Raw genomic sequence first — 11,800 nt, forward strand, 5'->3', positions numbered from 1 at the left:
AATCGGAAAAGCCACGGTATAGTAACCCGATCACGCCAAGGAGCCGCTCATGCGCCAGAAACCCACCGTCCTCGCCCGCGAAATAGTCGCCAGTAGCCGTTTGTTCCGCGTGGAGGAAGTGCAATTGCGCTTTTCCAATGGCGTGGAGCGGACCTACGAGCGCCTGGTGGGCAGAGGGGCCGGTTATGGCGCGGTGATGATTGTGGCGATGATCGACTCGGACCATGCGTTGCTGATCGAAGAAAATTGCGGCGGCACCGACGAGTATGAGTTGTCACTGCCCAAGGGCTTGATCGAACCGGGCGAAGACGTGTTGGCGGCAGCAGACCGTGAGCTCAAGGAAGAAGCCGGTTTTGGCGCCCGCCAGTTGGAGCACATCACCGAGCTGTCGCTGTCCCCCGGCTACATGAGCCAGAAAATCCAGGTGGTACTGGCCACCGAGTTGTACGAAGAACGCCTGGAAGGCGATGAGCCGGAGCCGATGCGCGTCGACCGGGTTAACCTGCGGGAGCTCTCGCAGTTGGCGCAGAACGAGCAGTTCAGCGAGGGCCGCGCCTTGGCGGCGCTGTATCTGGTGCGCGACCTGTTGACTCAACGTGGAGCGTTCCAGCCATGAGCGAACTGTTCCTGGGTCACCCGTTTATTGCCCCCGTGATTGAATTGGCCCGCCAGGCCGGCGAGGTCATCCTGCCATATTGGCGCGCCGATGTTGCCGTCACCACCAAGACCGATGATTCGCCGGTCACTGCCGCAGACTTGGCTGCCCATCACTTGATCCTCGCCGGGCTGACTGCCCTGGACCCGAGCATTCCGGTGCTCTCGGAGGAAGACGCGGACATTGACCAGAGCGTGCGCGCCGGTTGGCGGCGCTGGTGGCTGGTGGACCCGCTGGATGGCACTAAAGAGTTCATCTCCGGCAGCGAGGAGTTCACCGTCAACATCGCACTGATCGAAAAGGGCCGCGTGGTGTTTGGTGTGGTGTCGATGCCTACCAGCGGTCGGTGCTATTTCGGAGGTGCCGGGCTGGGTGCCTGGCGTTCCGATGTGAACGCTCCGCCCAAGCAAATCCAGGTGCGCCAGACACCGGCGACGGGTGAAGCCTTTACCGTGGTTGCCAGTCGTCGCCACACGAGCCCTGAACAGGACCGCTTGCTCGCGGGCCTAAGCGCCGGATTGGGTGAGTTGAAACTGGCGAACATCGGCAGTTCATTGAAGTTTTGCCTGTTGGCCGAAGGCAGCGCCGATTGCTACCCGCGCTTGGCGCCGACCTCACAGTGGGACACCGCAGCGGCACAGGGTGTGCTGGAAGGGGCGGGCGGTGAAGTGCTGGAATTGAATGGGCAGCCGTTCAGTTACCCGGCGCGGGAATCGCTGTTGAATCCGTTCTTTTTAGCACTGCCGGCTAAAGCGGAGTGGCGTGAGCGGTTGCTGACTCTTGCTCGTTCTTAAACCAAACACTGATCAACTGTGGGAGCTGGCTTGCCTGCGATAGCGGTGGGCCAGCCAACAAAAATATCGACTGACAGTATGCTATCGCAGGCAAGCCAGCTCCCACATTGGTTATGGGTAATGGCTTTTAGCGGTGCAGGACGTACTGCCCGGTAAAGGCCACGGCTCGCTCTTCACTGCCCTCGTTGACGATCCATGTCTCCAGCGCCAAGCGCGCCCGGCCATACCGTTTATAGGTTGCCAAAAACCGCTTCCACACCTTGTCATCCGGTGCCTGGCAAATCGCCGTCGCATCGGTAGTCACCGGCAGCGGATAACTGATCTGCCCTTCCTGAATCACAATGTGCCCGTCTTCGATCCCTTCCTCGCGCAGCTGCAAATGCAGCCAACCCCAACCCGCAAGCACGGCGCCGCAATAAAGGCTGCCACCAAACATGGTGCTCTTGTGGTTGATGTTGGCGTCGAGCGGCAAGTGCAGTTGCAGTCGCCGGTCCTGCCAGTCGATAACCTTGAGGCCCATTTCCCGGGTCAGGGGAATGTCGTGGTGAAGGATCGATTCCAGGTAACGGCTATCGCGACTCATGGTGGCCTCGTGGCAGGTGGAAAAGGGTCATTCGTCGTCAGCGTGGCTGTTGCCGCTGTCGGCGAAATTCAGTCCGTGCTTGCGCAGTTTGTCGTGCAGGGTTTTACGCGGCACGCCCAGGGCCTCGGCGAGGCTGCGCATGGAGTTGTGGGTGCGTGCCAGCTCTGCGGCGATCAGGCTTTTTTCAAACTGCTCGACCTGTTCGCTCAACCCCCCGGGGCTGCTGGTCAGGACGCTGGCTGAAGGGCTGTCCGAGGTGCTGTCCAGCGCCAGTTCAAGGCCAAGGGCAAAACGCTCTGCGGCGTTTTGCAGCTCGCGCACATTGCCCGGCCAGCTGTGACGCAACAGTAGCGCGCGTTGCCCCGGTTGCAGCTCTTTCATCGGTAGCCCGTGGCGGGTGCTGGCTTCGTCGGCAAAGTGCTGGAACAGCATCAGCGCATCCTCGCCCCGCTCACGCAGCGGCGGAATGCGCAGGGGCGCGACGTTGAGGCGGTAGTACAAGTCGGCGCGGAAGCGGCCCTGGTCGGCGGACTGGCGCAGGTCTTCCTTGGTGGCGGCGATGATGCGGATATCCAGGGGGATCAACTGATTGCCACCAAGACGTTCCACCACGCGCTCCTGCAACAGTCGCAGCAGCTTGACTTGCACATCCAGGCTCATGCTTTCGATTTCGTCGAGAAACAGCGTGCCGCCGTTGGCAAATTCGAACTTGCCGATGCGCCGCTTCTGGGCGCCGGTGAAGGCACCTGGCTCATGGCCGAACAGCTCGCTTTCCACCACCGACTCGGCCAGTGCGCCTGCGTTGATCGCCACAAACGGGCCGGTGCGGCGGTTCGACAGGTCGTGCAGCGCGCGGGCCACCACCTCTTTACCGGCGCCGGTCTCGCCGAGGATCAGCACGTCGGCCTTGGTCGCTGCCAGCGCACCAATCTGTTCGCGCAGGCGCAGCATTTGCGGGGAGTGCCCCACCAGGCGGGTGCTCAATTGTTGGCGGTCGCTCAAGGCCAGGCGCAGGCTGCGGTTGTCCAGCACCAGGCGGCGCAAGGCCAGGGCGCGGCGCACGCTGTCGAGCAGGGCGTCGCTGGCGAAGGGTTTTTCCAGGAAGTCATAGGCGCCGGTGCGCATCGCCTGTACCGCGAGCGGCACGTCGCCGTGGCCGGTGATCAGCAGCACCGGCAGTTCCGGGTCTTGGGCGTGGAGCTCCCTCAACAGTTCCAGGCCGTCCATGCCGGGCATGCGGATGTCGCTCACCACCACCCCCGGCCAGTCCCGGGACAGGCGCGCGGTCAGGCCCTGGGCTTCGCCGAGGGTCAGGACTTTCAGCCCGGCCAGGTCCAGGGTCTGGCACAGGGCCTGACGCAGGTGTGGATCATCGTCGATCAACACCACCTGAATCTGGTTATCGATACTCATACACTGCGGTCCTCGGACGGTTGCAGACTGACACCCGGTGCTCCGGCGCGCAGTTTCAAGGTTAACAGCGCGCCACCTTCCTTGTGGTTGGCGAACAACAGTTCACCGCCAAAGGCGCGCATCAGGGTGTCGCAGATCGCCAGGCCCAACCCCAGGCCCTGGGTGCGGGTCTTGGTGGTGTAGAAGGGCTCGCTGGCGCGGCCCAGGGCTTCCATGCAGAAGCCCGGGCCATTGTCGCGAATGTACAGGTTGACGCCCTGTTCGGTGGTTTCGGCGCTCAACCAGAGTTTGCGCGGCGGGCCTTTTTCGGTCAGGGCGTCGAGGGCATTGGCCAGCAGATTGCCCAGCACCTGGCGCAGGCGGGTTTCGCCGGCGGCGACCCACAAGGTGGCCTCGGGCAGGTCGCGGATCAGTTCCACTTCCATCGCCCGCCGCCGTTTGGCCAGCAGCGCCAGTGCATCGTCCAGGGCCGGTTGCAGGGCCACGCTTTCCGGCGCATGCCGGTCGCGTCGGGCGAAGGCGCGCAAGTGGGCGATGATCGAGGCCATGCGCCCGGTCAGTTCGCTGATCAGTTTGAGGTTGCCACGGGCGTCGTCAGTGCGCTCATGGTCGAGCAGAATCCCGGCATTTTCCGCGTAGCTGCGAATCGCCGCCAGCGGTTGGTTGAGCTCGTGGCTGATGCTGGCCGACATGGTGCCCAGCGCGGAAAGTTTGCCCGCCTGCACCAGGTCATCCTGAGCCCGCACCAATTCCTGCTGGGCGTGTTCGCGCTCCAGCACTTCCTGCTTCAGCCGGCGGTTGAGGCCTTCCAGGTCGCTGGTCCGCTCGATCACGCGCATCTCCAGCTCGCGACGGGCCTTGGCTTCGAAGGCGATGCGCTCAAGGTAGTGACGGCGGCGCTGCATCATCAGCCCGAGCAACAGCATCAGCACCAGCAAGGCGGCGCCACCCACAGCAACCACGGTACGCACCGGACGGCTGATCAAGGTACGCGGCGCGAGAATCTCGACTTTCCAGCCGGTTTCGGCAATGTCGGTGGACTGGCGCACCCAGGCTGTGGAACTGAGGTTCAGCGGCTGCGGGTCGCGGGTCGGGTAGGGCTGGATGGCGATGATGGCGCGGCGTTCTTCGTCCGTCAGCGGGCGGGTGGCACGGAATCGCCATTGCGGGCGCGAGGTCAGGATCACCACGCCGTTGTGGTCGGTCACCAGTAATTGTTCGGGGGTGTTGCCCCACAGGCTTTCGGTGTGGTCCAAGTCGACCTTGACCACCAGCACACCGATGATCCTGTCGCCATCGCGCACGGCGGCGGCGAAGAAGTAGCCGCGCTTGGCCGAGGTGGTGCCCAGGCCGAAGAAGCGCCCCAAGCGCCCGGCCATGGCTTCGCTGAAATACGGGCGAAAGGAAAAATTACGCCCGACGAAGCTGTCCTGCTTGTCCCAGTTGGACGCGGCGAGGGTCTTGCCGGTGGTGTCCATCAGGTACATCACTTCCACCCCGGCCTGGGCGGCGACGTCCTTGAGCAGGTGGTTGGCGTTGACCAGGTTGGTGCTGACGTGGGGAGCGTCGATGGCGGTACGCAGGGCCGGCAGGTCGCCGAGAATTTGTGGCAATACTTCGTAGCGGTGCAGGGTGCCCAGCAGGTTGGCGACGTACAGGTCCAGCGTCTGACGGTTCTGACCGGCCAGTTCGCTGCGGTAATAGCGCTCGGCCAAGTGCTCCAGCGGCCACAACAACGGTGCCAGGCACAGCGCCAGCAACGCCAGGCTGCGCCAGCGGGGTCTTCGCGGAAGGGGTGGAGTCATGGGAGTCATGCGCCTGTGGGTACAGGCGCATTATGCCTAGTGCTGCTCGGCAAGACACTCGCGCAATGCGTCGTGCCACTGCGGTTGCGAGACGTGCCACTGCTGTTGCAGGCGGCTGCAATCCAGGCGCGAGTTCAGTGGGCGCTTGGCCGGGGTCGGATAGGCGCTGGAGGGAATCGGTTCCAGCTCGGCGCAGGCACGGCCGCTGGCCCGTAGTTGCTCGCCGATGGCCTGGGCAAAACCGAACCACGAGGTCTCGCCTTGGGCGGTCAGGTGATAGACACCCCAGTCCCCGGCCTGGCCTGCTTGCCAGCGTTCGATCAAGGCACGGGTGCTGTTGGCGATGGTCCCCGCCCAGGTTGGTGCACCGATCTGGTCGGCGACGATGCGCATCTGCGGTTTTTCCTGCAGCAGGCGCTGCATGGTCAGCAGGAAGTTTTTGCCATGGGTCGAGTAGACCCAACTGGTGCGCAGAATCAGGTGCTCACCGCCGACTGCGGCGATCGCCTGTTCACCGGCCAGCTTGCTTGCGCCGTAGACGCCCAGCGGGTGGGTGGCGTCGTCTTCGTTGTAGGGCGCGGCCTTGCTGCCGTCGAACACGTAGTCGGTGGAGTAGTGGATCAGCGGAATGCCCAGTGCCTTGGCTTCCTCAGCGAAAACGCCGGGCGCGGTGGCGTTGATGGCGAAGGCCACGTCCGGTTCGCTCTCGGCTTGATCCACCGCTGTGTGGGCGGCGGCATTGATGATCAGGCCGGGGCGATGGGCGCGTACTTGCTGGCGGATCTGCTCGGGGTGGGTCAGGTCCAGCTGGTCGCGGCCCAGCACGATCAACTCGCCCAGGCCCTGGAGGCGCCGTTGCAGCTCCCGGGAGACCTGGCCGTGTTGGCCGCTGATGAGGATTTTCAACGGTGCGTTCATGGAAAGAGGTCGGCCTCTTGCAAGCTTTTACCGGCCTGGTCCTTGGCGGACAGTTGCGGCGCCTCGGTCAGTTCCCAGTCAATGGCCAGCGTCGGGTCGTTCCAGAGGATGCAGCGCTCGGCACTCGGCTGGTAATAATCAGTGGTTTTATAGAGGAACTCGGCGTAGTCGCTCAGCACCACAAAGCCATGGGCAAAACCTTCCGGTACCCACAGCTGGCGATGGTTGTCGGCTGAAAGCCGCACGCCCACCCACTGCCCGAAATTGGGCGAGCTGCGGCGAATGTCGACGGCCACATCCAGCACTTCACCGGCAGTGACGCGCACCAGTTTGCCTTGGGTGTGTTCGAGTTGGTAATGCAGACCGCGCAGCACGCCTTTTTGCGAGCGGGAGTGGTTGTCCTGCACGAAATCACGCTTGAGCCCGGTGGCCTCTTCAAAGGCCCGGGCGTTGAAGCTCTCGTAGAAAAAGCCGCGCTCGTCACCGAACACTTTCGGTTCGATGATCAATACGCCTGGCAACGAGGTGTCGGTGACTTTCATTTACGCTCCCCGACCAGTGAGTACAGGTATTGACCATAGCCGGTCTTGCCAAAGTACTTAGCTCGCTCCAGCAGGTGGTCGCGGTCGATCCAGCCGTTCTCGTAAGCGATTTCTTCCAGGCACGCGACTTTCAAGCCTTGGCGGTGCTCGATGGTCTGTACGTACTGGGAGGCTTCCAACAGGCTGTCATGGGTACCGGTGTCGAGCCAGGCGAAACCACGGCCGAAGCGTTCGACATGCAGGTCGCCGCGCTTGAGATAGGCGTTGTTGACGTCGGTGATCTCCAATTCGCCGCGCGGCGATGGCTTGACCGCCTTGGCGATCTCAATCACGTCGTTGTCGTAGAAGTACAGGCCGGTCACCGCATAGCTGGATTTTGGCTTGGCCGGTTTTTCTTCGATGGACAGGGCTCGGCCTTGTGCGTCGAAATCGATTACGCCGAAACGCTCCGGGTCGTTGACCCAGTAACCAAACACGGTCGCACCGGACGGGCGCTCAGCAGCCGTGCGCAGTTGGTCGCCGAAGTGTTGGCCGTGGAAGATGTTATCGCCCAGGATCAGGCACACCGGATCATCACCGATAAACTCTTCGCCAATCAAAAACGCCTGGGCCAGGCCGTCCGGGGACGGCTGCTCTGCATAGGTGAAGCGCACGCCAAACTGGCTGCCGTCGCCCAACAGATTGCGGTATTGCGGCAAGTCCACCGGGGTGGAAATCAGCAGGATGTCCTTGATCCCGGCCAGCATCAGCACCGAGATCGGGTAGTAGATCATCGGCTTGTCATACACCGGCAACAGCTGTTTCGAGACGCCCAGGGTAATGGGGTGCAAACGAGTGCCGGAGCCACCGGCCAATACGATTCCCTTCATCATGCGATCAAATCCTTAACGTCAGTGTTGCCCAATCGTTCGCCCTGATAACTGCCGTCCTGGACCCTGCGGCACCATTCCAGGTTATCGAGGTACCACTGCACGGTTTTGCGCAGGCCGGTTTCAAAGGTTTCTTCAGGCACCCAGCCCAGTTCGCGTTCGATCTTGCTGGCATCGATCGCGTAGCGCTGGTCGTGGCCTGGACGATCCTTGACGAAGGTGATCAGGTCGGTAAATTTTTCAACGCCGGCCGGACGCTGAGGGGCCAGCTCTTCCAGCAGGCCGCAGATGCTGCGCACCACGTCGATATTCTTCTGCTCGTTATGGCCGCCGATGTTGTAGGTCTCGCCTACCACACCTTCAGTCACCACTTTGAACAGCGCGCGGGCGTGGTCTTCGACGAACAACCAGTCGCGCACTTGCAGGCCATCGCCATATACCGGCAACGGTTTACCGGCCAGGGCATTGAGGATCACCAGCGGGATCAGCTTCTCGGGGAAGTGGAACGGCCCGTAGTTGTTCGAGCAGTTGGTCAGCAATACCGGCAGGCCATACGTGCGCTGCCAGGCGCGGACCAGGTGATCGGACGCGGCCTTGCTGGCCGAGTAAGGCGAGCTTGGCGCGTAGGGCGTGGTCTCGGTGAACAGGTCATCGACGCCGTGCAGGTCGCCATACACTTCATCCGTGGAAATGTGGTGGAAGCGGAAGGCGCTTTTGGCCGGCTCTTCCAGCTTCTGCCAATAGGCGCGGGCGGCCTCCAGCAGGCTGTAAGTGCCGACGATATTCGTCTGGATAAAATCCGACGGGCCGTCGATGGAACGGTCCACATGGGACTCGGCCGCCAGGTGCATGATCGCGTCTGGCTCAAAGCGCGCGAGCACGGCGCTGACGGTAGCCTGGTCGATGATGTCGGCCTGGACGAACTCATAGCGGCTGTTGCTCGCGACGCTGGTCAGCGACTCGAGGTTGCCTGCATAGGTCAGTTTGTCCAGGTTGAGCACTTCGTGCTCGGTGTGTTGAATCAGGTGCCGGATCAGAGCGGAACCGATGAATCCGGCGCCGCCGGTGATGAGAATGCGCATGTCGGAAGCCCTTTTCCTTAGACGGACATTAAGCGAATGGAGCATAGCTTGAGTTGTGGCGCGAGACGGTGCAAGGGGTGATGGCAATTTGCGTGCCGAAACACCGCATTTGCAGGGGTTGCATAACCCCCGTCAACAATGGCGATATAGGCGCCTGATACAGACACCAGGGGTCGTCATATGTTGCTCGCCACGTTGATTCATCGCGCCAGCCTGTCCTGCCCGCAAGTCGGGCCGGAGCCTGCGGCGCAGCTACTGGAGCAGCATTACGGCCTCGGCGGGGCGATGCAGTCCCTCGGCAGCCAGCAAGACCTCAACTACCGCATCGACAGCGACCGTGGTCGTTTTGTGCTGAAAATCTGCCGGGGCGACTATGCCGCTGTCGAGTTGCAGGCCCAGCACGCCGCCCTCAAGCATCTGCAGGAACATTCGGACGTACGGGTGCCAAGAGTGATTTCGGCTCTTAATGGTGAAGAACTGCTGACCGAGACGGTCGCCGGTCAAACCGTGCACCTGCGGCTGCTGGATTACATCGACGGCCAACCGCTGACTCACTTGCCTCATTTAGGCCGTGAAGTGATCGCAGGCTTCGGCGAACTCTGCGGGCGGATGAGTCAGGCGCTGGCCGCTTTCGAGCATCCGGGCCTGGAGCGGACCCTGCAATGGGACCCGCGCCACGCCCTTGAGCTGATCACCCATTTGCTGTCGACCCTCGAAAACCTCCCGTATCGTGCCGAGCTTGAGCACGTGGTGGAGCAGGTCGAGCGCCGCGTGCGGCCTTTGGCCGACCACTTGCCGTGGCAAGCCGTGCACATGGATATCACCGATGACAACGTGGTCTGGCAGCGCGATGCCCAGCGGCATTGGCAGGTCCAGGGCGTGATCGACTTCGGCGACCTGGTACGCACCTGGCGCATTGCCGACCTGTCGGTGACCTGCGCGGCGCTGCTGCACCATGCCGAGGGCGATCCGTTCGCCATTCTGCCGGCCATTCAGGCATGCCACGCGATCACCCCGTTGCAGCACGAAGAGTTGCAGGTGCTATGGCCGCTGATTGTCGCGCGGGCTGCGGTGTTGGTGCTGAGCAGTGAACAGCAGCAAAGCCTGGACCCGGATAACGCGTACCTGTTGAAGAACGCCGAGCATGAGTGGGAAATCTTCCGCGTGGCCACCTCGGTGCCTTTTGAGCTGATGGAGGCGGCGATTCTTGGCTGTGTCGGTGTCGAGTTGTCACCCATTGCCGGCGAGGGCTTTGCGCCATTGTTACCGGGTTTGGTCGGACGTGAATTTGCGTTGATCGACCTGGGCGTACTCAGCCCGCATTTCGAGGCGGGGAACTGGGAGCAGGAAGGCATTGATCGGCGGCTTTTAGAGGAGGCGGCCTTGGTGCATGGGCTGGCAGCCAGTCGTTATGGTCAATATCGACTTTCCCGCACCCAACCCGACAGCGCCGTGGAACCGGACACTTTCCCGCTTCACGTAGAACTGCATATGCCCCTGGGCGCCACGGTGGAAGCACCGTTCGCCGGCACCTTGCGCTACGCGGCCGATGGTCTGCTGTGCCTGCACAGCGCGCAGTTGAGCGTACGGTTGTGGGGCGTGAACGCCTTGTTGCAGCACGGTGCCGCAGTGGTAAAAGGCCAGGTACTCGGTGAAGTTGTCGCACCGCTGATCGTGCAACTGTGCCGCGCCGAGCTTGAACCGCCGCTGTTCTGCACGCCTTCCCGGGCTGCGGCCTGGCAGGTGTTGTGCCCGTCCCCGGCCACTTTGCTCGGACTGGCGTGCGATGCCGAGCCAGAGTTGGACCCCGAAGTACTGCTGGCCCGGCGCGACGCCAGTTTCGCCCGCTCGCAGAAGCACTACTACGTCGACCCGCCGCGCATTGAGCGCGGCTGGCGCAATCACCTGATCGACATGCAGGGCCGCTCCTACCTAGACATGCTCAACAACGTCGCGGTGCTCGGCCATGGTCACCCATGCATGGCTCAGGTGGCGGCGCGGCAATGGTCGCTGCTGAACACCAACTCGCGCTTCCACTATGCAGCGATTGCCGAATTCTCCGAGCGTCTGCTGGCGCTGGCGCCGGATTCCATGGACCGGGTGTTCCTGGTCAACAGCGGCACCGAAGCCAACGACCTGGCGATTCGCCTGGCCTGGGCCTACAGCGGCGGGCGCGACATGCTGAGTGTGCTGGAGGCGTACCACGGCTGGTCGGTGGCGGCGGACGCGGTGTCGACCTCAATTGCCGACAACCCCCAGGCCTTGAGCAGCCGCCCGGACTGGGTGCACCCGGTGACCGCGCCGAATACCTATCGCGGCGAATTTCGCGGGCAGGGCAGTGCCCCGGACTATGTGCGTAGCGTGGAACATAACCTGGCGAAAATCGCCGCGCAGAACCGCCAGCTGGCGGGCTTCATCTGTGAGCCGGTGTATGGCAATGCCGGCGGGATTTCCCTGCCGCCCGGCTATTTGCAACAGGTGTACGCCCTTGTCCGGGAACAGGGCGGCGTGTGCATCGCCGATGAAGTGCAGGTGGGTTACGGCCGCATGGGCCATTTCTTCTGGGGCTTTGAAGAGCAGGGCGTGGTGCCGGACATCATCACCATGGCCAAGGGCATGGGCAACGGCCAGCCATTGGGCGCGGTAATCACCCGCCGGGAAATTGCCGAGGCGCTGGAGGCCGAGGGTTACTTCTTCTCGTCCTCGGGAGGCAGCCCGGTGAGTTGCCGGATCGGCATGGCAGTGCTGGACGTGATGGAGGAGGAAAAGCTCTGGGAAAACGCTCAAGTCGTGGGCGGACATTTCAAGGCGCGTCTGGAGGCGTTGGTCCAACAGTATCCATTGGTGGGCGCTGTGCATGGTTCCGGGTTTTACCTCGGGCTGGAACTGGTCCGCGACCGGCAAACCCTGGAACCGGCCACCGAAGAGACCGCCGTGCTGTGCGACCGGCTGCGGGAGCTGGGGATCTTCATGCAGCCCACTGGTGACTATCTGAACATCCTCAAGATCAAGCCGCCGATGGTCACTACACGGCAGAGCGTGGATTTCTTCGTCGACATGCTGGCAAAGGTGTTGGACGAGTCGCTTTAAACATTTGTCGGGGTAATTCGATTGTTATCGGTAATTTTCCGGTAATTTA

Annotated in this window: 10 protein-coding genes; 3 read left to right on the forward strand and 7 right to left on the reverse strand. The window is 62.5% G+C overall.

Going from position 1 to position 11,800, the window contains the following annotated elements:
• Positions 1–49 precede the first annotated feature (49 nt).
• Both nudE and cysQ read left to right on the forward strand, forming a co-directional pair.
• The gene (nudE, locus tag ACUN0G_RS00470; protein ID WP_445572467.1) at positions 50–616 is read left to right on the forward strand and encodes an ADP compounds hydrolase NudE; all 567 of its coding nucleotides are present in this window, start codon (positions 50–52) and stop codon (positions 614–616) included.
• A complete protein-coding gene (cysQ, locus tag ACUN0G_RS00475) occupies positions 613–1,449 on the forward strand; it encodes a 3'(2'),5'-bisphosphate nucleotidase CysQ (protein WP_445572468.1) in 837 nt (278 codons plus the stop codon). The genes nudE and cysQ overlap by 4 nt, the downstream gene beginning before the upstream one ends.
• Positions 1,450–1,576: 127 nt before the next feature.
• Here the strand turns inward: cysQ and ACUN0G_RS00480 are convergent, their stop codons facing one another.
• Genes ACUN0G_RS00480 through rfbB form a run of 7 tightly spaced genes read right to left on the reverse strand, consistent with a single transcriptional unit; the run spans position 1,577 to position 8,661 of the window.
• Positions 1,577–2,032, reverse strand: a complete 456-nt coding sequence (locus ACUN0G_RS00480) for a YiiD C-terminal domain-containing protein (RefSeq protein ID WP_445572469.1) — start codon at positions 2,030–2,032, stop codon at positions 1,577–1,579.
• Positions 2,033–2,059: 27 nt separating this feature from the next.
• Positions 2,060–3,445, reverse strand: coding sequence for a sigma-54-dependent transcriptional regulator (locus ACUN0G_RS00485; RefSeq protein WP_445572470.1), 1,386 nt, complete (start codon positions 3,443–3,445; stop codon positions 2,060–2,062).
• Positions 3,442–5,250 (reverse strand): sensor histidine kinase, encoded by a 1,809-nt coding sequence (locus ACUN0G_RS00490; RefSeq protein ID WP_421551602.1) that lies wholly within the window; start codon positions 5,248–5,250, stop codon positions 3,442–3,444. The genes ACUN0G_RS00485 and ACUN0G_RS00490 overlap by 4 nt, the downstream gene beginning before the upstream one ends.
• Before the next feature lie 36 nt (positions 5,251–5,286).
• A complete protein-coding gene (rfbD, locus tag ACUN0G_RS00495; RefSeq protein ID WP_445572471.1) occupies positions 5,287–6,168 on the reverse strand; it encodes a dTDP-4-dehydrorhamnose reductase in 882 nt (293 codons plus the stop codon).
• Positions 6,165–6,710, reverse strand: coding sequence for a dTDP-4-dehydrorhamnose 3,5-epimerase (gene rfbC / locus ACUN0G_RS00500; protein ID WP_258343213.1), 546 nt, complete (start codon positions 6,708–6,710; stop codon positions 6,165–6,167). The genes rfbD and rfbC overlap by 4 nt, the downstream gene beginning before the upstream one ends.
• Positions 6,707–7,582: a glucose-1-phosphate thymidylyltransferase RfbA gene (gene rfbA, locus ACUN0G_RS00505; protein ID WP_063033570.1), complete on the reverse strand. Its 876-nt coding sequence runs from the start codon at positions 7,580–7,582 to the stop codon at positions 6,707–6,709. The genes rfbC and rfbA overlap by 4 nt, the downstream gene beginning before the upstream one ends.
• Positions 7,579–8,661 carry a dTDP-glucose 4,6-dehydratase gene (rfbB, locus tag ACUN0G_RS00510; protein WP_258343214.1) on the reverse strand — a complete coding sequence of 361 codons (1,083 nt, stop codon included), beginning with the start codon at positions 8,659–8,661 and terminating at the stop codon, positions 7,579–7,581. Before rfbB ends, rfbA begins: the two co-directional genes overlap by 4 nt.
• A gap of 180 nt (positions 8,662–8,841) precedes the next feature.
• Here rfbB and ACUN0G_RS00515 point away from each other — a divergent pair, with 180 nt between their 5' ends.
• Entirely contained in the window at positions 8,842–11,751 is a 2,910-nt protein-coding gene (locus tag ACUN0G_RS00515) for an aminotransferase (RefSeq protein ID WP_445572472.1), read from the forward strand.
• Positions 11,752–11,800: the final 49 nt, after the last annotated feature.

The sequence above is a fragment of the Pseudomonas sp. 32A genome, from assembly GCF_052682255.1.